At 57.6% G+C, this 23,147-nt stretch carries 21 protein-coding genes; 19 read left to right on the top strand and 2 right to left on the bottom strand.

What is annotated here, in order from left to right:
* Positions 1 to 119: 119 nt before the first annotated feature.
* Positions 120 to 662: a DUF3795 domain-containing protein gene (locus tag Q2B33_RS15015; protein WP_300782764.1), complete on the bottom strand. Its 543-nt coding sequence runs from the start codon at positions 660 to 662 to the stop codon at positions 120 to 122.
* A gap of 348 nt (positions 663 to 1,010) precedes the next feature.
* Here Q2B33_RS15015 and Q2B33_RS15010 point away from each other — a divergent pair, with 348 nt between their 5' ends.
* The 14 genes from Q2B33_RS15010 to pheT all read left to right on the top strand — a co-directional run bounded on the left by Q2B33_RS15010 (position 1,011) and on the right by pheT (position 17,383).
* Positions 1,011 to 2,036 (top strand): LacI family DNA-binding transcriptional regulator, encoded by a 1,026-nt coding sequence (locus tag Q2B33_RS15010; protein WP_300782761.1) that lies wholly within the window; start codon positions 1,011 to 1,013, stop codon positions 2,034 to 2,036.
* A 124-nt stretch (positions 2,037 to 2,160) separates the two neighbouring features.
* Complete coding sequence (locus Q2B33_RS15005) at positions 2,161 to 3,897, top strand: extracellular solute-binding protein (protein ID WP_300782759.1); 1,737 nt, start codon at positions 2,161 to 2,163, stop codon at positions 3,895 to 3,897.
* A 39-nt stretch (positions 3,898 to 3,936) separates the two neighbouring features.
* Positions 3,937 to 4,932, top strand: a complete 996-nt coding sequence (locus Q2B33_RS15000) for an ABC transporter permease subunit (protein ID WP_330684716.1) — start codon at positions 3,937 to 3,939, stop codon at positions 4,930 to 4,932.
* A gap of 46 nt (positions 4,933 to 4,978) precedes the next feature.
* Complete coding sequence (locus Q2B33_RS14995) at positions 4,979 to 5,878, top strand: carbohydrate ABC transporter permease (RefSeq protein WP_296463302.1); 900 nt, start codon at positions 4,979 to 4,981, stop codon at positions 5,876 to 5,878.
* A gap of 22 nt (positions 5,879 to 5,900) precedes the next feature.
* On the top strand, positions 5,901 to 6,149 hold the full coding sequence (locus tag Q2B33_RS14990) for a hypothetical protein (RefSeq protein WP_300782756.1): 249 nt from the start codon (positions 5,901 to 5,903) through the stop codon (positions 6,147 to 6,149).
* 89 nt (positions 6,150 to 6,238) lie between these two features.
* A complete protein-coding gene (locus Q2B33_RS14985) occupies positions 6,239 to 7,669 on the top strand; it encodes a M81 family metallopeptidase (protein ID WP_300791559.1) in 1,431 nt (476 codons plus the stop codon).
* Between the two features lie 86 nt (positions 7,670 to 7,755).
* On the top strand, positions 7,756 to 8,805 hold the full coding sequence (locus Q2B33_RS14980) for a uroporphyrinogen decarboxylase family protein (protein WP_296463297.1): 1,050 nt from the start codon (positions 7,756 to 7,758) through the stop codon (positions 8,803 to 8,805).
* Between the two features lie 42 nt (positions 8,806 to 8,847).
* Complete coding sequence (locus tag Q2B33_RS14975; RefSeq protein ID WP_300782751.1) at positions 8,848 to 10,020, top strand: Xaa-Pro peptidase family protein; 1,173 nt, start codon at positions 8,848 to 8,850, stop codon at positions 10,018 to 10,020.
* 77 nt (positions 10,021 to 10,097) lie between these two features.
* Positions 10,098 to 10,463, top strand: a complete 366-nt coding sequence (locus Q2B33_RS14970; RefSeq protein ID WP_296463292.1) for a sensory rhodopsin transducer — start codon at positions 10,098 to 10,100, stop codon at positions 10,461 to 10,463.
* Between the two features lie 14 nt (positions 10,464 to 10,477).
* Positions 10,478 to 10,792, top strand: coding sequence for an L-rhamnose mutarotase (locus tag Q2B33_RS14965; RefSeq protein ID WP_300782748.1), 315 nt, complete (start codon positions 10,478 to 10,480; stop codon positions 10,790 to 10,792).
* Positions 10,793 to 10,827: 35 nt separating this feature from the next.
* Positions 10,828 to 13,038 (top strand): hypothetical protein, encoded by a 2,211-nt coding sequence (locus tag Q2B33_RS14960; protein WP_300782745.1) that lies wholly within the window; start codon positions 10,828 to 10,830, stop codon positions 13,036 to 13,038.
* Positions 13,035 to 13,616, top strand: a complete 582-nt coding sequence (locus Q2B33_RS14955) for a sugar O-acetyltransferase (RefSeq protein ID WP_300782743.1) — start codon at positions 13,035 to 13,037, stop codon at positions 13,614 to 13,616. Before Q2B33_RS14960 ends, Q2B33_RS14955 begins: the two co-directional genes overlap by 4 nt.
* A gap of 323 nt (positions 13,617 to 13,939) precedes the next feature.
* Complete coding sequence (pheS, locus tag Q2B33_RS14950; RefSeq protein WP_296463273.1) at positions 13,940 to 14,959, top strand: phenylalanine--tRNA ligase subunit alpha; 1,020 nt, start codon at positions 13,940 to 13,942, stop codon at positions 14,957 to 14,959.
* Between the two features lie 18 nt (positions 14,960 to 14,977).
* Entirely contained in the window at positions 14,978 to 17,383 is a 2,406-nt protein-coding gene (gene pheT / locus Q2B33_RS14945) for a phenylalanine--tRNA ligase subunit beta (RefSeq protein ID WP_300782741.1), read from the top strand.
* A 110-nt stretch (positions 17,384 to 17,493) separates the two neighbouring features.
* On the opposite strand, the gene Q2B33_RS14940 is transcribed toward pheT, so the two are convergent.
* A complete protein-coding gene (locus Q2B33_RS14940) occupies positions 17,494 to 19,521 on the bottom strand; it encodes a TIM-barrel domain-containing protein (protein ID WP_300782738.1) in 2,028 nt (675 codons plus the stop codon).
* Positions 19,522 to 19,782: 261 nt separating this feature from the next.
* Between Q2B33_RS14940 and Q2B33_RS14935 the strand changes: the two genes are divergently transcribed.
* The 5 genes from Q2B33_RS14935 to Q2B33_RS14915 all read left to right on the top strand — a co-directional run bounded on the left by Q2B33_RS14935 (position 19,783) and on the right by Q2B33_RS14915 (position 23,077).
* Complete coding sequence (locus Q2B33_RS14935; RefSeq protein WP_300768838.1) at positions 19,783 to 20,676, top strand: AraC family transcriptional regulator; 894 nt, start codon at positions 19,783 to 19,785, stop codon at positions 20,674 to 20,676.
* Between the two features lie 164 nt (positions 20,677 to 20,840).
* Entirely contained in the window at positions 20,841 to 21,344 is a 504-nt protein-coding gene (locus tag Q2B33_RS14930; protein ID WP_300914088.1) for a GNAT family N-acetyltransferase, read from the top strand.
* Positions 21,345 to 21,432: 88 nt separating this feature from the next.
* On the top strand, positions 21,433 to 22,143 hold the full coding sequence (locus Q2B33_RS14925; RefSeq protein WP_300772479.1) for an FAD-dependent thymidylate synthase: 711 nt from the start codon (positions 21,433 to 21,435) through the stop codon (positions 22,141 to 22,143).
* Positions 22,140 to 22,550, top strand: a complete 411-nt coding sequence (flgM, locus tag Q2B33_RS14920) for a flagellar biosynthesis anti-sigma factor FlgM (RefSeq protein WP_300898365.1) — start codon at positions 22,140 to 22,142, stop codon at positions 22,548 to 22,550. The genes Q2B33_RS14925 and flgM overlap by 4 nt, the downstream gene beginning before the upstream one ends.
* A gap of 8 nt (positions 22,551 to 22,558) precedes the next feature.
* A complete protein-coding gene (locus tag Q2B33_RS14915; protein WP_300769876.1) occupies positions 22,559 to 23,077 on the top strand; it encodes a flagellar protein FlgN in 519 nt (172 codons plus the stop codon).
* The last annotated feature ends 70 nt before the right edge of the window (positions 23,078 to 23,147 follow it).

The following is a 23,147-nucleotide window of genomic DNA, read 5'->3' as shown; positions in this document are numbered from 1 at the left end:
GCTGTAATGATAAAAAAGGTCAATTTGAGTGAGAAAATTTCAGGAAGTTAAGATAAAAGTGGAAGCCCGCTGCCACAAGAAAATCCAACTGTCGCCAACGCATTCCAAAGTCCGGCAGGCTACTTTTTCCTGCGCAGTTTTAACGTGATATTTTTTGCTGCGGCAGCTTCCTGGAATAATTTGGCGGCATAGGCGGCCTTCTCCTTTAAGGAAAGATGCAGGGTATTTTCATCCAGAACCTTTATGATATTTTCCAGGTCTTCTAATTCCAATAAATTGACTGCAACACAAAAAAACGTCTTCTTACGCCCGTCATTATAAGCATTCAGGAGATGATTCAACAGGACTTTCTTTCTCTGTTGTTCTGCGGAATAACAGTCCGTTCCCAGCGCCTTGAACTTCTCCATATCCTGCTTTTGATGCCGGTGCGTGATAAAAGAATCGAATTCATCTATGTGCTCATATCTTTCGCAGGGATAGCTTTCACACTGAAAACAGTACGCTATATTTCCATGCTGAAAACTGCACTTTGCTATGGAACAGGATTGGTTTCCCTCCCCTCCGCCACAGCCGGGGCAGTAGTGGTCCAGGTTCATAGGGCATAAGCCGCAGTTTAATCCACATAGGGAAAAGGATAGATTTTCTCTCTTGAAATTTTTCATGGGACATCCCCTTTATGGCAAGCGTCAGGGTGCAGCTGACTTCTTTTTAGTGCCGATATTTCTGTTTCTTGTGATTTTCATGAGTGCCTGGTTCGATTCTATCATATTAGGGGGCATTTGTGTATATGAAATTTCAGCACCAATTATTCGACTGTAAATAAACCTGCCCGGGAAGTGGTCACGAAATGTTGACGCCGAATATGGCGCTGCGTGAAAATCGTATAAATGGGGCATGCTGTGCCGGAACGCATACCACAAAAAGTTCAAAAAAATTTGTAAACGCTCTTGACATTTTGGGTATAATTGTTTAAAATACAAATTACAAACGTTTGCAAAGGAGAATTCTCTGTGAAAAGTACCACTATATCAGAACTTGCCAAGGAACTGGGTCTGTCAGTATCGACAGTTTCCCGGGCGCTGAATGGGAAGAGTGTTGTAAGGGAGGATACCAGGCAGCTGGTTCTGGAAGCCGCTGAAAAATACTCCTATGTGCCCAATGAAATCGCCCGCTCACTGAAAAAGTCCTCAACGAAGACAATGGCAGTGGTGCTGCCGGATATCTCGGAGACCTTTTTCGGCACGATTGTGAAGGAAATCGACCGGGTGGTGGCCCGGGAGGGCTATATGATCATCCTCGCCGACACCCATGAGAGCGCGGACAATGAGAAGAAATACCTGGACATGCTCTATACCCGCAGGGTGGACGCGCTGGTGCTGGCCACGGTGGACTGCAGCGGCAATACCGTCAAGCGATTCATGGAGAGCGGCGCTCCCGTGGTCTTCATCGATAATGTGCCGGAGCTTCCTGAGCTGGATGCTATTACAGTGGACAACAGGAAGGCCAGCCGGGTGGCGGTGGAATGCCTGGTTTCCAGGGGACATCGGCAGATTGCCGTGATTGCGGGCTCTGAGAAGGAGACTACGGGTGTGGAGCGCCTGGCGGGCTACGAGGAGGCCATGGAGGAGTGGGGGATACCGGTGAACGCGGAACTGGTAGTCCGGGGAGATTATAAGTGCGAGTCCGGATACCTGCAGATGAAGCGCCTGCTGGCACAGCGTGAGGGGAATCCTTTTACCGCAGTCTACATCGTATCGGAGAAGATGACTTATGGAGCCATGAAGGCTATCAGGGAAAGCGGGCTGTCGGTGCCGGAAGATATTTCCGTAGTAGGGTTCGATATCCATGAAATGGGGATGGAGCCCAGGCAGAAGCTTACAAGCGTCAGACAGCCGGAAGTGGAGATTGGCCGGAAGGTGGGCGAGCTGCTCCTGAGGCGCCTGGACGACTCGGGAGAGAAAGCGGATCGGACGGAACGAAAGCGCCTTTTCCTGGAGCCATTCTTAGAAGAAGGAAAAACGGTGAAAGCACTTTGATACGTGCTTCCTGTTTTTTACCTAAAAATGCAAACGTTTGCAAGAAACGAGGGACAGCTATTTTGTAGTAATTATGGAAAAAGCGGCAGAAACTAATGTAGGTCGAAAGAAAGGGAAGAAAAGTATGAAAAAACGAATCGTGAGCATGTTGTTGGCATTGGTTTTGGCAGCGTCCCTGGCCGCCTGCGGGAGTGGGAAGGACGGTTCCGGCGGTGAGGCCAAGGAGAGCGGCCAGGAGCAGAGCCCGGAAGAAAATAGCGAAGAGGGGACGGGAGAAGCGGAACAGGACACGGAAGGGCAGGACAGGGCCGACAGCGGAGCTGACGGGACAGAGGGGAAGTTCGATCCTCTTGTGACCGTGACCACAGTCCGTCCTTTCAGCGACGCCACCCAGGGGTATGGCGAAGGGGAAGACCTGGAAAACAATGCCTGGACAAGGCTGATGGAAGACAAATACGGAATTGATGTGAAGTATAAATGGGTGGCCCCCACAGGCGAAGAATACAATTCCAAGCTGAACCTGGATATCTCTTCCGGAGAACTGGTTGACTTTTTCAGGGTGGATAAAAAGCAGCTCTCCGAGCTGGTGGAGGCAGACATGATACAACCTCTGGACGAAGTCTGGGAGAAGTATGCCAGCGAGCGCACCAGGAACCTGGTGGAAGTGGAGGGCGGCGAGAAGGTCATGGAAGCCTGCATGTATGACGGCAAGATGATGGCCATTCCCTTTACGGGCAATCCCAAAGAGAGCGCGCAGCTTCTGTACATCCGCCAGGACTGGCTGGACAATCTGAATCTGGAAGCGCCGAAGACTATGGATGACGTCATCGCGATCGCGGAGGCCTTCGCATCCCAGGACCCTGACCGGAATGGCGTGGACGATACCTATGCCGTGGTGATAAATCAGCGGATTACAGGCACCATAGCCCCTCTGTTCTACGCGAAAGGCTCTTATCCGGGCAGCCTGGTAGTGGGCGCGGACGGGAAACTGACTACGGGATTCGTGGACGAAAATACGAAGGAGGTTCTGGAGCTGCTGAATAAGTGGTATCAGGCGGGATATATCGACTTGGAATGGTTCACGAAGGATTCCTCAAAAGCTTATGAGGTTCTTGTAAACGGAAAAGTAGGCCTCTGCTTTGGCTCATTCTCGGATCCGCTTTACCCCATGCAGCCCCAGCACGATCTGGAGCCGGAGAGCGACTGGCTGGTGATGGAGGTCCCGGGATACGATGGAGAGCCTGTCACCAATGCCTATACTCTGGGCATCTCGGCCTATTATGTGGCCTCCGGGGAGTTCGAGCATCCCGAGGCGATGGTCATGATGCTGAATGAATGGGTGGACCTGTTCTACTACAATACGGACGACGGCCTCCAGCGGGAATATATCAACAGCGCTTCCGGCGCGGAAGTCTGGCTGAACGCGCCGATTATGGTCTACAGAGGCTTTAAGAATGTACAGTGCGGCCTTGACATCACGGATTATTATGCGGGAAATAAGACATTGGACGAACTGACTGCCGAGGAGCGGGGCTATGTGGAGCAGATAGACGGGTACAAGGCCGGAGACCAGAGCCTTTGGGCCTGGAACAAGATTTTCGGGCCGGACGGAGCGGCGGCAAAGGTTCAGACTTATATCGACAGGGACGCTTATATCTTTAACGAACATTGGGGCAATCCCACTGCCACTGAGGTCACCAACGGCAGCATCCTGAGCGACTATCAGCTTCAGAATTATACTTCCTTCATCAACGGCGAGAGGTCCTTTGACGAATGGGACGACTTTGTAAACGAATATCGAGGCATGGGATACGACCAGATTCTTCAGGAATATGCAGAGCAATATCAGCTGGGCAACTGACAGGAGAGTATCGCGCGGCGACTTTAACAGGAGGTGTGTATGGGGATGGATAAAAAGCTTCCCAAAGGAGAGAAGGCTTTCGGAGGAGAAAAACGATTCCCGGGAAGAACGGCTAAAGCGGACAGGAAAAAACGCGGCCTGCAAAGGCTCAAAAATCAGCTTCCCCTGCATTTCATGCTGATTCCGGGCATCCTTACCCTTATTGTATTCCATCTGGTGCCTCTGATAGGGCTGCGGATCGCTTTCCAGAAATTCGTTCCTGTCAAGGGATTCTTCGGCGACCAAAAGTGGGTGGGCTGGGGGAACTTCAGGCTGTTTTTCTCCATGCCGAATTTCGTCAATATCTTCCGGAATACAGTGGTCATAGCATTGGGGAAGATCATATTTGGAATGGTGGTGGCCGTTGTGGTGTCGTTGCTCCTGAACGAAATCCGGGCCATGAAATTCCGCAAGACGGTACAGACTATCATTTATGCCCCCTATTTCCTTTCCTGGGTGGTGTTCGGAGGGATTCTGGTCACTATACTATCCCCTTCGGAAGGAATCATCAATCAGATGATCAGAGCCCTGGGCTTTGAGCCGGTATTCTTCCTGGGGAATGCCAGGGTGTTCCCGGCCACGCTGATCGCCACGGATACGTGGAAGAATTTCGGCATGAGCACGATCGTCTATCTGGCCACCTTGACTGGAATCGACCCGGGCCTCTATGAGGCAGCCTCCATCGACGGCGCTAACCGCTGGAAGCAGGTGATCCATATCAGCCTGCCTGCCATGGCCCCGATCATCATGCTGACGGGCATCCTGAACATCGGCAGCATCCTGAATGCCGGATTTGACCAGGTGCTGGTCCTGTACAACAGCCAGGTCATGAGCACAGGGGACATCATTGATACTTTTGTATACCGCATGGGCCTCAAGGAGATGCAGTATGGCCTGTCTACAGCGGTAGGGCTGTTCAAATCAGTGCTCAGCACGATTTTGATGACGACTGCGTATTATTTATCCTATAAGTTTTCGGATTACCGGGTGTGGTGAAGACCCTTGCCTGCGGATGCGGAAGTGAAAATGAAAGAGGAATATTATGGTAAAAAAGCGCACGATTTCAGGTATCATTTTTGATGTGTTCAACTACTGCCTGCTGACAGCGCTGGCGTTGATATGCATCCTGCCCATGGTCCATATCCTGGCGATCTCCTTGAGCGATAATGCCGCGGCCAGCGCCGGAAACATCGGGCTTCTGCCTGTGAACTTCACTACGGCGGCCTATGAGTGGGTGATGGCCAAGAAGGAGTTCTGGGCCGCGTTTCTGGTGTCGCTGAAGCGCCTTGCCCTGGGAATACCCTATCATCTTATCATGACGATCCTGGTGGCGTACCCGCTTTCCTATCCGGCCTCCAGGCTGCGGGGGCGGAGCATATATGTGGGGCTGCTGATTTTCACCATGTTGTTCGGCGGCGGCCTCATCCCCACTTATATGCTGTACAAGGAGCTGCACCTTCTGGATACCCTTTGGGTGCTGGTGGTGCCGAACGCGGTGAGCGCGGGGAACATCATGCTCATGATGAACTTTTTCCGCAACCTCCCCAGGGAGCTGGAGGAATCCGCCCGCATCGATGGTGCCGGGCATCTGCAGATACTGCTGCGGGTCATCCTGCCCGTATCCCTGCCCTCCATCGCCACCATTACGCTGTATGTCACTGTGGCCCACTGGAACGATTACTTCTCGGGCATGATTTTCATGAACTCTGCGGAGAACTATCCGCTCCAGACCTATGTGTACAATCTGGTGAACCAGGCCAGCAGCCTGACCACGAACCTGAACCTGGGAGTGGGGGAGAGCTGGAAGCTCCTGGCGAAGGTTTCTGACAAGACCGTCCGCTCCGCCCAGATTTTCATCACCGCGCTGCCCATGCTGGCCATCTACCCGTTCCTGCAGAAATACTATATCAAGGGAATCGTGGTGGGAAGCGTAAAGGGATGACGCCAGAGAGGAGGCTTCCTGTGTGGAGGCCTCTGTGAAGCAGGGGGACGGAAAGGTTTGGATTTCGCTGCTCCATACCCTGGCCCATGAGACCGGAAACTCTGTCGGAACGGTGCGTATCTGGATTCAGGATTCCCTTCTGAGGGTCTCCCGGGCAGAGTGCTTTCCCCGGGGCAGGGTGAACCTGGAAAGGGAGGGCGGCGAGACTCTGGTGCAGGCAGAGGAACTGCCTGAATTCTCCATTATCACACTGATGGGCGAGGATGCGTAGACGCGCTGCAGGGCCGGATTACACAGACAGAGGACGGGATTCGGCAGAAGCAGGGAGGTGAAGGAAAAGATATGGTTTCCGGGAAAACCATGAAAATAGCAATAGGGGCGATGCTGTGCGAAGGCAACAGCCTGACGCCTGTCCTGACGCGGCTGGAGGACTTCGATTACGCCCAGGGACAGGCCATGTATGAAAAGGTGGCGGTGGCAGACCTGCTGCGGGAGCAGGGGTGCGAGATCGTGCCCACCCTGTATGCCCATGCGCTGCCAGGGGGAGCGGTGGTCCGGGAGGACTTCCTGCTGCTGGCCGGCAGGCTGGTGGAGGGACTGCCCCGGGAAGGGCTGGACGGAATCTGGCTCTACCTCCATGGCGCCATGTGCGTGGAGGGAATCGGGTCCGCCGAGGAATATCTGCTGCGCAGGATCCGGGAAAAAGTAGGGGCATCGGTGCCGATTTCCCTGACCCTGGACTTCCACGCGGACAACAGCGATGCCATACCGAAGCTGTGCAATGTCATCACGGGATACCGTACCGCGCCCCACCGGGACAGGGAGGAGGCTCAGAGACGGGGGGTGGAACTGCTGTTGCGGTGTATCCGCGGGAGGCTTCTGCCCAGGCCCCAGTTAACCAGGGCGGACGTGATCGTCTGCGGGGATGCGGTACAGACAGACCTGGAGCCCTTGAAGGGCATCATGGAGATGGCGGAGGAGATGGAACGGCTGCCGGGGATGCTGAGCGTGCAGGTATTCAACGGACAGCCCTGGATAGACGAGCCCTATACCGGCCCGAACTTCGTGGCCACCCATGAATGGGACGAACGTCTGGCCCTGGACTGCGCCAGGCGCCTGGCCAGGAGGTTCTATGAAGTCAGGCATGAATTCCGGTTCCTGGTGCAGGCGGCGCAGCCCAGGGAGGCGGTGCGGCTGGCCATGGAGGCGAAGGAGCCCCTGGTGTTCCTCTCCGATTCCGGGGACAATACCACGGCGGGAGCCCCCGGGGACAATGCCTGTCTGTTAAAGCGCCTGCAGGAGGAAGGGGCGAAGGGCGTGCTGGTGGCGGGCATCGCGGACGCCGGGGCCTGTGATGCCTGCTATGCCGCCAGGCTGGGCGATGAGATGACCCTCAGGGTGGGCGGAAGCCTTTCGGCCGAGAGCGAATCCGCCGTGATTACAGGGCGGCTGATCCACCGGGGCGACATCCTTTCCTACCAGAACAACAACGCGGGCCCCAGCGCCACCCTGGACTGCGGGGACATGACGGTAGTGATAACGAAAAACCGTGCATCCATGTGCAGGCCGGACATCTTCGCCTCCATCGGCCTGGACTTCCGCCGCTTCCACATCGTGGCGGTGAAGCTGGGATACCTGTTCCCGGAGCTGGAGGAGGAAGCCGACCTGGCAATCCTGGCGCTTACGCCCGGGGCTTCCTGCGAACGGCTGGAGGACATGCACCTGAAACGGATACGGCGTCCGATGTTCCCGCTGGAGGATGATTTCCTGGAGGCGCCCGCGGAGGACTGAGGACAATGTGGGAATGGCCCGCTCAGACGGGCAGAAAGAGAAACGGACGGATTTGCGCGTGCCGCAGCACGCGAGGAGGTATGGATATGAATGCAAGAGAAAGGGTGGTGCGCACCTTTGCCTTTGAGGGGACGGACAGGATTCCCCGCTATGACATTTTCCTGCCTGAGTTTTCGGAGGAATGGCGCAGGAAAAAGCAGCTTCCGGGCGCGAACCTGTATGATTATTATCCGGATATCGATATCGGCACGGTCCTGGCGGATCAGGACGGCCCCCTGCTCAGCAGCGCCCGGCTGCTGGAAGACCAGAACGGCCGCCAGCTGGTGCGGGACGGCTGGGGGCGGGTGGTGGAGCAGAAGGAGAACGCGTACTTCGAGGTGGAAATCTCCTCGGTGCTGGAGGAAAAGGGGACTCTGGACAGCCTGGTGTTCGACGATCCGGCGGATGAGAAGCGCTATCTGGGCCTGGCCCGCCACGCGGAGAAGAACGCCAGTCGGTTCGCCAATGTGTCCGGTGTCCTGGGGCTGTACATGGGGAGCTTCCGGATGCGGGGGCAGCTGCAGTATCTGTGCGATATGGCGGAGGATCCCCAGTTCTGCATAGCCCTGGCCCGGCGGCTGGGCGAGTTCATCAAGATTCAGGGGCTGCGGGTGGCGGAGGCCACGGATACAAAGGATACGGCAATCTGGGTCTATGACGAGTTCGCCGCCCAGAGAGGGCCCATGTTCTCCGCCGCCAGCTACGAACGGATCTTCATGCCCGTATACCAGGAAATCTTCCGGTACTGGCGGGAGCATGGCATCAGGAACATCGTGCTCCACTGTGACGGCCACTGCGCCCCCCTGATGGATCTGCTGGTGGAGACGGGCTTCAACGGCTACCAGAGCCCTGCGCCATCGGCGGGCATGTGGCTGCCCGACCTGAAAAAGCGTTATGGAAAGAAGCTGGTGCTGATAGGCGGGATGTGCAATATCAACACCCTGGCCACTGGCTCCCGGGAAGAGATCGCACGCCAGGCGGCGGAAGTCCTGGAAGCGGCCCAGGACGGCGGCGTCATCATCGGGACCCATTCCATCGACAAGGACATTCCGGTGGAGAACTATGACTATTACGATTCCCTGCTGAAGCAGGAGTAGGAGAGTGCGGACAAGACCTTACAGAAAAGAGAGGAAAAGAATATGGCTTATTACAATAGAAATGAAACGGAAAAACGTCTGGGCGGAGTCAGGAGGATTCTTGCGGAGAAGAATCTGGATGCGGCTTTCATCTACTTTGACGAGCTGAACGTGGCCAACGGCTGGTATCTCACCGGCTGGTGCGGACAATTCGAGAAGGGCGCCGTGCTGGTGCCGGGCCACGGGGAGCCCATACTGCTGGGCGGGCCCGAGTCCGAGCCCTTTGCCCAGATGGACGCGGCCATCACCAAGGTGCGGTGCTTTCCGGTGTTCATGGTGCCGGACGAGGAATACCCCAATGCCACGATCATCGATTTCAGGCAGCTGAATGAGGAGCTGAAGGCGGAGGGCACTGTGCTGAACCGCATCGGCATCGTGGGAACCACCACGATTCCTCACCAGGTCTATCTGGATGTGGCAGCAGGGTTCCCGGGCGTGGAACTGGTGGACATCACGGAGGAATATGAGCTCATGCGCGCCTACAAGTCGGATTGGGAGGTGGAGCAGGCAGCCCGCTGCGTGGAACTCTGTGATTTGGCATATGACAAAATGGCAGACGCCATCCGGCCGGGGGCCTTCGAATATGAGGTGGCGGCAGCCGGGGAGGCGGTATGCCGGACGGGCGGCGCCCACAGCTTCGCCTATGCCACGATTGTGGGCTCCGGCCCCCGGGCCAAGGCGGTGGTGCCTACGGCCACGAACAAGAGGATGGAGGACGGAGAGCTGGTGATGATAGGCATCGCCCCCCGCATCAACGGCTATGCGGGCACCTTCGGGGATACGGTTCCGGTGAACGGAGCCTATACACAGCAGCAGAAGGATCTGCTGAACTATATGCGGGAGACCTTCCGCCTGACCTACGGCATGCTGAAACCCGGCATGTGCGGCAGACAGATAGACGAGCCGGGGCGCAGGTATTATGAGAAGCATGGGCTGATGGAATACATCGTGTGCCCCTTCGCCCATTCCATGGGGCTCATGGAGGCGGAAGCGCCTTTCTTCGGGCCCAACGGGGATTTTGAACTGGCGCCCGGCATGATTGTGAACGTGGACGTAAGCTTCTTTGGACACCCCCAGCTCCACGGAGGGCGCATCGAGACCTGCTTCGTCATCACAGAGGATGGAAGCCGTCCGCTGTCACCGAAGCTGTTCGATTATTTCATGAAGGATCTGTAGGCGCGGGCCGGAAGTCGGATAAGACCGCAGAGCGCAAATGATATGACATACATATACATCGATGAATAGGAGCGGATATGAGCGAGATAGGATATAAGCATTATATGTTCGTTGACGGGGATCTGCCGGGCAATGGAGAGGACCCGGAACTGCCGGGGCATGAGGCCCTGATGATCACGAATCGTCATGACAGGGATGCCCATATACGGGTGAACCTTTATTTTGAGGACAGGGAGCCGGTGGAGGGGCTGCATATTACGGTTCCCGCCCGGAGAGTGGTCTGCCACCGCACGGACCTGCCCTTTGGAGAGGAAGGCTGCCGGATTCCCTTTGGGCAGTATTCTCTGGAGCTGGAGAGCGACATCCCTGTCTGCGCAAGCTTCGGGCGGCTTGACCGGCGGCATGACCTGGGGTATTATGTGACGGGCTACTGCGCGGTGTGAGAGGAGCGTGCTTTATGGAGCGGTTCATATTTCATTCGGACCTGAAACCGGAGAAGGTGGAGGACTATGTGCGGCTGCACAGGGAGCCCTGGGCAGAGCTCCTGGAGCTGATCAGGGCCTGCCATATCCATAATTATTCCATATCCCTGCGTGGGACGCAGCTATATACTTATTATGAGTATACAGGCGACGATTACGGCGCGGACATGAAGAGGATGGAGGAAAGCCCGGTGATGCAGAAGTGGTGGCGCTGTTCCAAGCCATGCTTCCTGCACCACGGGGAAGGGCATTATTATGACGATCTGGAGGAGATTTTCTATACACCATAGCTTTGAGAGGGAGGCGGAAGATTTTGGAGGCGAGGATGATTCAGGTTCCACCGATTCAGGAAGACAAGTTATTGCCCCTGCCCCATTTCCCGGCGGCCTACCAGTGCGTGATTTTCCGCAACTGGGGGCTGGTGCCGGGGGAGCGGATTGCCAGGGTGCTGGGGACGGACCAGGCTGCCCTGGAGGACAGCGCGGCTACCATGGGGCTTCCCAGGCAGCCGGAGGTATGCGGGGACTGGCTGGCCAAGGGCTATATCACGATTATCCGTTACAACTGGCATCTCCTTTCCTATGAGAATCTGTGCGTCCTGCTGGACTGGCCCATGGAAAGGCTGGCGTTCGTCCTGCAGGAGGATGATTTCCTGGAGGTGAAGCTGGGGGGCTTCAAGCCGGCGGTTCCCGACTGCCGGTATCGCCCCCTGACAGAGCAGGAGAAGGAGGAGACTGACAGGATTCGGAAAATTGTGACAGAAGTGTCAGAAAGGATACCGCCTGTGACGGAAAAGCCTTTTGAATTTGAAAGGCATTTCGGGATGTATGGCAGAGAGCCCATGGTCCTGAAGGATCCCCGCTATGAGGAGCGTTTCGTCTATTCCTACTGTGCGCTGTTCGGGGATGTGCTGGCGGACAGGGCGCTGCTGGACAGCTCTTTTCCGGATGCCCTGCTGGAGGCCTATGCGGCGCTGGGGATCACAGGGGTGTGGATTCATATCGTGCTGTACAACCTGGTTCCCTATCCCTTTGACGAAACCCTGTCCCGGGGCTGGGAAATCAGGCAGGAGGGGCTGCGGTATCTGACGGAGAAGCTGGATAGATGGGGGCTGCGCCTGTTCCTGTATTTCAATGAGCCCAGAGCCATGCCCATGGCCTTCTTCGAAAAGCGGCCGGAGCTTCTGGGGATGGCCAATGCCGCGGGCACCTTGGGCACCCTGTGCGTGAGCAGGCCTGAGGTACAGGCATATCTTCGGGACAGTGCGGCCATGCTGGCCGGGAACATTCCGCTGCTGGGCGGTATCTTCACCATCACTGCATCGGAGAACCTGACCAATTGCTACAGCCATGTGGCTTATGGGGAAAGGACGGCCTGTCCCCGCTGCAGGGACATGACCCATGAGGAGAGCTTTGCTTTGGTGAACCGCCTGGTGTGGGAGGGGATTTCCAGCGTATCCCCCACTGTCCGGGTCATCGCCTGGACATGGGGATGGCATGGGGAATGCGCCCGGGAAGTGATTGGGATGCTGCCGGAGGAGATTTCGGTAATGAACGTAAGCGAGCAGGCTGTCGCGAAGAACATCGGAGAGACCCGGACCAGCGTGCTGGACTACTCCATATCCGTGGAGGGGCCGGGGGAGTATGCCCTGGGGAATTGGCGGCGGGCCCATGAGAGCGGCCACAAAGCCTATGCCAAGATACAGGCCAACAATACCTGGGAGATGGCGGCAGTGCCCTATGTGCCCGCATTCGAACAGATATACCGCCATATCCGCAGGCTCACGGAAGCAGGGGAGAGCCGACCGGACGGCCTGATGCTGTCCTGGAGCCTGGGGGGATGCCCGTCCGCTTCCCTGAAGCTCTTGTCTGCCTTTTATGAGGAGAGCGACAGGATCCCTGAGCTGAAGGAAGTCTATGGGAAAATGTTCCCGGGAGCGGATGCGGATATGCTTGCCGAAGCTTTCCGTGGGTTCAGCGAAGCCTTCGCCCAGTATCCCTTCCATCTGGGGACAGTCTACCAGGGCCCCCAGGAGCACGCCCCGGCCAACCTGCTCTATGAGGAGCCCTCGGGCTTTAGGGCCACCATGACGGGGTTCCCCTATGACGACCTCGATGGCTGGAGGAGCATCTTCCCGTTGGAGACCTATCTGGCGCAGCTAAAGAAAATGTCGGATCGGTGGCATGAGGGGCTGGCGCTATTGGCTCCCATGTGCCGGGAGGCGCGAGATGCGCTCCTTGGGGAGCTGTGGGACTGTGCGGAAGTATGCGACTGCCATTTCCGCTCTATGTATCTGCAGAGCCTGTTCGTGGCCATGCGGGAAGGAAGAGCCGTGGCCTGTGACGAAACCATGGCCGAAATCCTCCGGGAAGAGGAGGAGATCAGCATGCGCGTGGCAGCTGTCCAGGCCCGCAATGCCACCATCGGCTATGAGGCCAGCAATCATTATTTTTACTACAGAAATGTCTTGATGGAAAAGGTGATAAGCTGCCGCTGTCTGGCGGAAAGAGCGAAGCAGCGGGAGGGCGGGGAATGAAGTTCGAGTATGTGGCGGAGGAGGCGAAGTGCAGGGCAGGATTGCTCTACAATATCAGGACGCCGCAGCGGGATGCGGCCCATGTGGCCTGTATGGATCTATGCCATGCGTACAACCATGCTCTGCCCTCCGACTTTCAGGAGCGGGAGCGGATTCTGCGGAAGCTTTTCGGGAAGCTGGGGGCGGAGCCCTATGTGGAGCCGGACATCTTCTGCGGATTCGGCTCCAATATCGAAGCGGGGGACAGGCTGTTCGTGAACAGCGGCTGCGTCTTCGTGGATCCGGGGAAGATTGTATTCGGGGATGATGTGCTGATAGGGCCACAGTGCGGCTTCTACACCGCCATCCATCCCCTTGACCCGAAGGCGCGGGCGGAAGGGTATGAGGTGGCGGAGCCGATCCGGGTGGGGAACAATGTCTGGTTCGGCGGGCATGTCTGTGTTCTGCCGGGGGTGAGCATCGGCCATAACAGCGTAATCGGGGCCGGCAGCGTGGTGACCCGCGACATCCCCGCCGGGGTGCTGGCGGTGGGGAATCCCTGCCGGGTGGTGAGGGGGATTGCATGCGCTTCCGTATGATTTATTTTTTTCTTGCATTCAAAACAAAATAATGATATACTACCCCCAACAGCGATGAAGATGTGTCAGTAGCCCACACGATTTCCCGCCCCCAGAGAAGGATGCCCTGGCTGGAAGCATCCGGCAGGACGTGTCCGCGAATTTCAGCATCGGAGCTTCCTGCGAGAAACTAAGCAGGATGTATTCACTGCATTAAAGTGAGAATGAGAGCACTTGGGAGAGCGCGGGCTTTCCCGGGTGAAAAAGGGTGGTAACGCGATGATTCGTCCCTTCTGCGCCATGCGCAGAGGGGATTTTTTTAAGAAGAAAAGGAGATGAGCGAAATGTTCAATGCAGACGACCTGAAGAAAGAATTCCTGGCCGACATTGAATCGGCCGCATCCGAGATCCAGCTTTCCGATGTGTGGAAGAAGTACCTCAGCAAGACCGGTTCCGTCCAGAAGCTGATGACCGGGATCAAGGAAGTGGCCAAGGAGGAGAAGAAGGCCTACGGCCAGTTCGTCAACGAGGTGAAGACCTGGGTACAGGAAAAATATGACGAGAAGAAGGCCCGGATAGAGGCCTTCGAGCTGGAGCAGAAGTACCGGAGGGAAGCCATAGACGTGACAGTCCCGGTGAAGCGCCGTCCTGTGGGGAACCTCCACCCCCTCACCGCCGTGAAGCATGAGATCATCAACGTGTTCGCCGGCATGGGCTTCGAGGTCTTCGAGGGGCCGGAGATCGAGGATGACGACCACAATTTCACCAGGCTCAATGTCCTCAAGGACCACCCCTCCCGGGACATGCAGGACACCTTCTGGCTCACGGAAGACCTGCTCCTGCGCACCCACACCTCCCCGGGGCAGATCCGGGTCATGGACAGCAAGAAGCCGCCGATCAAGGTGCTGGTGCCCGGCAAGGTGTTCCGCTCCGACTCGGACGCCACCCACTCCCCCATGTTCAGCCAGATGGAGGGCCTGGTGGTGGACAGGCACATCACCCTCTGCGACCTCCAGGGCATGCTGGACGAATTCGTGAAGAACCTGTTCTCCGACGCGGCGAAGACCAGGCTGCGCCCCTCCTACTTCCCCTTCACGGAGCCTTCCGTGGAAGTGGACGTGAGCTGCTTCAAGTGCGGCGGCGCGGGCTGCCCCCTCTGCAAGGGCACGGGCTGGATTGAAGTCCTGGGCGGCGGCGTGGTCAACAAGAAGGTGCTGGCAAACTGCGGCATCGATCCGGAGCAGTATTCGGGCCTGGCCTTCGGCATCGGCATCGAGCGCATCGCCATGCTGAAATACGGCATCAACCATATGGGCAAGCTCTTCGAGAACGATGTGGAGTTTTTGAAGCAATTCAAGGCATAGAGAGGAGACAGGCTGGATATGAAAGTATTACTGAGCTGGTTAAAGGATTATGTAGACATAGACGTGACCCCGAAGGAGCTGGAGGAGAAGCTGTTCTCCGCCGGGCTGGAGGTGGAGGAGGTCGCCTACCTGGGCGAAAATATTGAGAAGATATACGTGGGTCAGGTCACCTCCATAGAAAAATACGAAGGGACGCATCTTTATATCTGCCATATCGACTGCGGCGTGCAGGGCCATGACCACCTGATCCTCACTGGCGCGGACAATGTGTTCCAGGGGGCAAAGGTCCCCGCCTGCCTGGTGGGGGCCAAGCTGCCGAACGGCCTGGAGATCGCCCCCAGGAAGATGAAGGACATGATGTCCTACGGCATGCTCTGCTCCGGGGAGGAGCTGTGCCTGGACAAGGAATGGTATCCGGGGGCGGACGTGAACGGCATCATGATCCTGGACCAGGACGCGCCTGTGGGAGAGGATATCAGGACCTACCTGGGCCTGGAGGATTATGTATTCGATATTTCGATTACGGCCAATCGGCCGGACTGCCAGTCCGTGCTGGGCATCGCCAGGGAGGTGGCGGCTATCCTGGGGAAGGAAGTGAAGGAGCCCGACATGAGCTACACCTGTGACGGCACCGTGAACGGGGACATCAGCGTCACGGTGATCGACCAGGATATCTGCCCCAGGTATCTGGGCCATTATGTGTATGACGTGCAGTACAAGGAGTCGCCCCTGTGGATGAAGCGCAGGCTCATCGCTGTGGGCCACAATGCCATCAGCGCCATGGTGGACATCACCAACTATGTGCTGGTGGAGATCGGACAGCCCATGCATGCCTTTGACCTGGACACCCTGGAGGGCTCTTCCATCGTAGTCCGCCGGGCGGCCCAGGGGGAGGAGCTGGTGACCCTGGACGGGAAGAAGCGCGTGCTGGATACGAGCAATCTGCTGATCTGCGATAAGGAGAAGCCCGTAGGCCTGGCCGGCGTCATGGGGGGCCAGAACAGCGAGATTACGGAGCACACAAAGGAGGTGCTCTTCGAGTCCGCCAAGTTCCGCAAGGACAGCGTCCGCAAGACCGCCAGGGGGCTGGGGCTCCACTCCGACGCCGCGGCCCGGTACGAGAAAGGCATCGATGAGTATTCCGTGGAATGCGGCATGGCCCGTGCACTGAACCTGGTCCAGACCCTGGGGGTGGCGAAGGTCAGCGCCTCCCACTTCGACGTCAGCGCCGGGGCGTCCACCGAGAGGCGGATCATCAAGGTAGAGACTGCCAGGGTGAACTATGTGCTGGGCATAGAGGTGCCTGAGGAGGAGATGGTGCGCATCCTGCGTGCCCTGAACTTCGGCGTGGAATGCGAAGGCGGCGTTTTGACCCTGTCCGTGCCCCGCTACCGGGAGGACATCGAGACGGATCAGGACATCGCGGAGGAAGTGATCAGGGAATATGGCTACGACAAGGTAGTCCCCACCTTCCTGGGGGAGGCTCTGGTCACCAACGGCGGCCTGAATGCGGCACAACGGAAAGAACTGGCCGTAAAAACGTTCCTTTGCACCCAGGGCTATTTCGAGATCCAGACCATCGCCATGACCGCCAGGACAGAATTCGACCAGTTCCTGATTCCGGAGGAGGAGAGGCAGGCGGTGGAGATCCTGAACCCGATTACGGAAAACCTGAGCATCATGCGGACGTTCATGGCCCCCGCCATGGTAAGGGCCATTGAGAACAATATCAAGAACGGACACGAGAGCCTGAGGTTCTTCGAGCTGGCCAATGTATACCTGCCTGAAAGCCTGCCCCTGACCCAGGCGCCCCGGGAGGTGAAGACCCTGTGCCTGGGCGCCTGCGGGGCGGACGAGGACTTCTTCTCCATGAAAGAGACGCTGGAGGCGCTGGCGGCTGACAGCGACCTGAAATTTACCTATAAAAAAGGCAATGTGCCCTATCTCCATCCGGGCAGGACGGCGCAGGTCATCTGCGATGGTGCGGTGATAGGCACCTTCGGGCAGCTGCGCTATGATGTGGTGGACTCCCTGGCCATCGCCAAGGACAAGAAGGGGGATACGAAGATTTTCGTGGCGGAGCTGAACTACGATGCCCTCAGCGCCAAGTTCAAGGCAGAGATCCATTATGAGCCGGAAGCTCCCTACGCCAGGGCCCGCAGGGACATTTCCCTGGTGGTGGACAAGGGAGTGGAATGCGGCGAGATCATCGAGAAGATCTGCCATGCGGATGCCCTGGTCTCCAATGTGGAGCTCTTCGACATCTTCGAGAGCGAGAAGCTGGGCGTGGGCAAGAAGAGCATGGCCTTCAACATCGAGCTGGCCTCAAAGGAGAAGGATGTCACCGATGAGATGATGGAAGAGACCATCGGGAAGATCCTGGAGCTCCTGGGCGAGGCTTACGGCGCGCAGATGCGGAGCTGACGGTATAAAAATACCCCCGGAAATGCTGGCAAATGGCATTTCCGGGGGATTTTCTTTTCACTGGCTACTTTAGATTATTCTCGCTTCAAAAAACGCTCCGTTTTCCCGCCCTACATCACCCTCTCGAACACCGGAATGGAATCGATCGGTGCCATGGCGTGGATGACCTGGCCGCCCTGGTACTCCTTCCCGTCCCTGGTATCCCGCCAGGTGCCCGCGGGCAGGTACACGTCCCTCTCGAACTGGTTCAGCCGCAGGATTGGGGCAACCAGATACCTGTCCCCGAACATGTACTGATCCTGGAGCTCCCAGCACTTCCCGTCCTCCGGGAACTCATAGAACATGGTCCGGATCAGCGGAGAGCCGTTCTCCGAGGCCTCCCTGTAGAGCCCCTTGATATAATCGTGCATGCCCCTGCGGATGTCCAGGTACTTGCGCATGATGCGGTAATTCTCCTCCCCGTAGCTCCACAGCTCATTGGGCTGGCCCGTGTGCAGATAGCCGCCGCCCCAGTCCCGGTCGTCCAGGGGCGGGATATTGTAAGGCCCCCTGTCCCCGTGCATCCGCAGCACCGCGGAATACACCGCGAACTCATACCAGCGGATCAGGAGCTGCCGGAAATCCAGGTCGTTCACATCGTCCGTCATGAAGCCGCCTACATCTGTAGTCCACCAGGGGATGCCCGCCAGGCCCATGTTCAGCCCCGCCTGGAGCTGGTCGTAGAGGGCCTCGAAGGTGCTGGGCACGTCCCCGGACCAGACCACATTGCCGTACTTCTGGCTCCCGGCCCAGGCGCAGCGCAGAAGGTTCACGATCTCCTCGTTCCCCAGAGCCTTCATGTTGTCATAGAAGACGCGGCTGTAGAGCTGCGGATAGATATTGGTGCAGGACAGGGCGGGCCCCTCCATATACCGGTAGTGGTCGAAATCATACACCCCGTAATCCGGCTCGGAGTTGTCCAGCCAGAAAGCGTCTATCCCCAGGTCGTAATAATTCTTCTTGCAGACCTCCCACACATACTGCCTGGCCTCCGGGTTGAACACGTCGATCTCCACGCAGTCGCCCTGGTAATCGTAAGTCTGGGCCGCCCCGCGCTCTGTCCGGATCAGCAGGCCCCTGTCCATCATCTCCCAGAAATGCTCGCTGCGCCTGTCCACGGAGGGCCATATGGACACCACCACCTTGATGCCCATGGCGTGGAGCTCCTCCACCATGGCTTTGGGATCCGGCCAGTAAGTGGTGTCGAACTTCCAGTCCCCCTGCACCGTCCAGTGGAAGAAATCGATGACGATCTGGTCGATCTGGATGCCCTCCTTCTGATACTGCCTGGCCACGGACAGCACCTCCTCCTGGGTGCGGTAGCGCAGCTTGCACTGCCACAGACCCATGCGGTCCTCCGGGAACATGGGGGCCCGCCCGGTGACTGCCGTATAGTTCTCCAGGATTCCCCTGGGCCCGTCCGCCACGGTGAGCCAGTAGTCCATCTGCCTGGTGGAGCGGGCAGTCCATTCCGTGTAGTTCTTCCCGAAGGTCACCTGTCCCACCGCCGGATTGTTCCAGAGCATGCCGTACCCCAGGCTGGACACCGCGAAGGGCACGGAAATCTGGGAGTTGCGCTGGGCCAGCTCCAGCACGCAGCCCTTCAGGTCCAGGTAGGGCTGCTGGTACTGGCCCATGCCGTAGAGCTTCTCGCCGTCATTGCTCTCGAACTTCACGTTAAGCTGGTGCTCGCTGCCGCCGATGACGCCCTTCCACTCCCGGTTGACGATTTTCAGGCAGCGGCTCTCCCGGCTCAGCGTCCCGTCGTACTCCCGGAAATACTCCTGCAGGAAAGGCTTCCCGTCCCTGTAGAACACCATCACGCCGCGAAAATTCACCACGGCCCGGATGCGCCCGTTGGTGACGGAGGCAATCTGGCGCTTGTCCATGGTGCCGTCCCCCACCCAGTGGTCTGCCTCGCCGATCTCCACCGCTGCCAGGCAGCCCCCGGGGTCTTCCGTCAGCGCCCAGTCCTGCTCCGTGAAAGAGGGGAGCCTGGTGGCCCGCACCCGCAGGGAATCCTTCCCCCAGGCCTCGATGCGCAGCGTCTCTCCGTTCTGCCTGGCGATCAGAGCGCCGTTTTCTTCTTTGAATTGCATGGTTTTTCTTCCTTTCTGCTACAATATATGTATGGTCAGTGACTTTAAGCCCACGAGGGATCGCTCCGCCTGCCGCCGGTTCGGCCAGTGCTACAGATCATGGCTTTGCCGTAAACTGTAACGGCTGGTGCATCTGTAGCCGGGAGCCCGCATACAGGACTGGCAATTCTTCCATACTTGTATTATACTAATCCAAGGAGAGGAATACTTGACCTTTTATGGCGGTTTCTGACACTATTTTGACAAAGGAGGGACAATCCCATGAACAGCCGCAGCCCGGATCTGTTCCGCGAGGCCACTGAGCACGGCAATCTGCGCTTCCACCTGATGCTGCATGAATATACGACGAATCCGTCTTGCCAGGAGCGCCTCTACACCCACTGGCACCAGGAGTACGAGCTGCTGGCCGTGGAGGAAGGCCGGGGCATCGCCCATGTGCACAACCACCGATTCCCGATTGCCCAGGGGGACATCCTCTTCGTGGATTCCGGAAACCTCCACTCCCTGTCCGCGGAGCCCGGCATCCCTCTAAGCTTCTATGCCGTGGTGTTCGGCCGGGAGCTGATATGCAGCAGCGGCAATGACGACATCCAGCAGAAATACATCCTGAGCCAGTCCTCGGGCAGGCTGGTGTTCCGCGACCACTTCCGGGCCGGGGAGGAGGCCTGGGAGGCGCTGCACCCTGCGCTGGAGGAGCTGCGCCGCCTGTGCCTGGCGGGGATTCCGGGCCGGGAGCTGCTGATCAAAGCGGCCCTCCTGCAGGCCTGGCATTTCCTCTGCCAATATCCCGCAACGGCTCTGGCACCCGGCCCGGGGGACAGGGATGCGAAGACGCTGGTCATCAAGGAGATCCTCCAGTTCATGCAGGAAAACTACAGCCGCGCGATCACCCTGCCGGAGCTGGCCGGCCGCTTCCACATGAGTGAAGGGCAGTTCTGCCGCCTGTTCAAGTCCCGGGTCAACATGACGGCTACGGAGTACCTGAACCAGTACCGGGTGAGCGTGGCCTGCGACCTGCTGCGGGAGAGTTCTGCCCCGGTCACGGCCGTGGCCATGGACTGCGGCTACGGCAATATCAGCTATTTCAACCGAATGTTCCGCAGGTACATGCACTGTACGCCCAGAGAATACCGGGAGGCGGATGGAAGCCTCTGATAAAAGAATCCGGTGTTGAAGAATCCGGGTTTCTCCTGTATAATGGGGATACGATTCCGGGCCCGCCTGAATCCGCCACCGGCGGTTCTCGAAAACTCCGGCCTGCCTGGAAAGGGAGCCGGAGCGCACGGGCGGAAGCGGGAAACCGACAACAGAGAGCGGAAATGAGGAAATACAGGATGGACAATATTATAATAAGGAAGGTAAGGGAGCATCCGGATATGGCGGATGCCGCCGCCCGGTGGTTCCATGAGAAATGGGGCATCCCCCTGGAGGCTTACCAGGAGAGCATCGGCCAATGCCTGAAAGCGGGGATTGAGCATCTTCAGGAAAGCCCTGTGCCCCAGTGGTATCTGGCCATGAACGGCGAGGACATCGCAGGGGGCCTGGGCGTAATTGAGAACGATTATCATAACCGCAAGGACCTGTCCCCCAATGTGTGCGCGGTCTACGTGGAGGAGGCATTCCGCTGCAGGGGCATCGCCGGAATGCTGCTGGAAGCTGTCTGCAGCGACATGGCGGCCCAGGGCATCGATACCCTGTACCTGCTCACCGACCATGACTCCTTCTATGAAAGGTACGGCTGGGAGTTCCACTGCCTGGTGCGGGGGGACGGGGAGCCGGATATGTCGAGGATGTATGTGCACAGGCAGGGCGCTGTCGGGTAGACGGATCCTGCATCCGGAAAACCGTGCCCTGAAGCGCTGTCAGCACAAAGAGAAGGGGGCTGTCCCCCGCAAAGGAGAAGAACAGAACATGATTACAATCCTGAAAGAAACCCCCAAAGACCCCATAACCCTCATGGGCCGGCGCGCCGGCGTCTGCTGGGGAGGAGACATTAATAATGAAGAGAAAAACTACAAAAGGGGCCTGGACTGCATCCGCTCCGGCCATCACCGGGTTCTGGAGTACGTCAATGTAGAGATGATCATAGACGGCTACTCCGCCCGGGTCATCCGGGAATGGTACACCCACATCGGCGGCGCGCCCACCAGGCTCCAGGCCAGCACCCGCTACATCAACTATAAGGACTTCTCCTACACCACGCCGCCCCTGGTGGCGGAAAACGAAGAGGCGGAGAAAATATATCGGCAGACCATGGACACCATCGCCCAGGCCTGCAGCCGCCTGGAGAGCGAATGCGGCATCCCCAGGGAGGACGCCGCCATGCTCCTGCCCCTGGGCATGACCACCAGGATCGTGGACAAGAGAAACGTCCGCAATTTGATTGAGATGTCCCACCAGCGCCTCTGCACCAGGGCTTACTGGGAATATCGCCGCCTGATGGGGGATATCTGCCAGGCCCTCCGGGCATACTCAGAAGAGTGGAACTATCTGGTGGAGCATTACTTCGTGCCCAAATGTGAAGTCACCGGATACTGCACCGAAAAAAAGAGCTGCGGAAAAGCTAAAGTATTTGCCGCCTCTGCCGATATTCTTAATAAGCAGTCAGCCGTGCGGGAATGATTTCTACAGAGAATGAAAGCCCGCCACGCTCCGGCAGTACGGAGCCGTCCCTGCGGCAGAGCAGGGAGCCGGGGCTGACAGAAGCGGAAATGGGAAGGGAGGAATCCTACATGCGTGTTGAAGCATACAATCAAGTCCAGCAGCTGTACCAGACCAAGAAGGTGAACAAGACGCGTCAGACCGGCAGCGAATCCCGGACGGATCAACTGCAGTTCAGCAGCCTTGGGAAGGATATCCGTGCAGCGCAGGCAGCGGTTGCGGGAGCTCCTGCCATCAGGGAGGAAATGACGGCCTCCATTAAGGCACAGATACAGAACGGTACGTACAAAGTGGACAATGCATCTTTTGCCGACAGGCTCCTGCAGAAGAGGGCCGAGATGGATGCCGCATATGAGGAAATGAGGTAGGAAGTCCCGTGGCGAGTTTAATGGAGAACCTGATTGAAGTGCTCGGTCAGGAAAGCGAGGAATATGAGGGGCTTCTGGCCTTGTCCCAGAAGAAGATGCGGATTATCGCAGGAGCGAATTTAGAGGATCTACAAAAAATCACGGATGATGAACAGGAGGTGGTGAGCAGGCTCAACCGTCTGGAGAAGAGACGGATTGAGGTCGCTGCGGATATCGCCAATGTTTTGAACAAGGATGTTGAGACAATGAAGCTTACCAACCTGATTGAGATGCTGTCGGCCAGACCCGCGGAGCAGGCTGCGCTGGCGGCAGTCCATGACAGGTTGAAGAGCGTCGTCCGGGAAGTCCAGCGGACGAACGAGCAGAACAGGGAATTGCTGGAGGAAGCACTGGAATTGGTGAACTTCGAGATGAACATGCTGCAGGCCTACAAGGCCGCGCCGGAGACAGCCAATTATACCAGAAGCGCCTACAACTCAGGGGCGCAGATGGGTGTGGACAGCGGAGGCTTTGATGCCAAACAATAGCATTCTTGCAGAAACGAAGAGGTGATTATCATGCCACTAATGGGTAGTTTATACGTAGGTTCATCAGGAT

The organism is uncultured Acetatifactor sp. (genome assembly GCF_948601915.1).
Lineage (GTDB): Bacteria > Bacillota > Clostridia > Lachnospirales > Lachnospiraceae > Acetatifactor.
The sequence above is the reverse complement of the archived record's forward strand: the minus strand, read 5'-3'. Positions and strand labels throughout refer to the sequence as shown.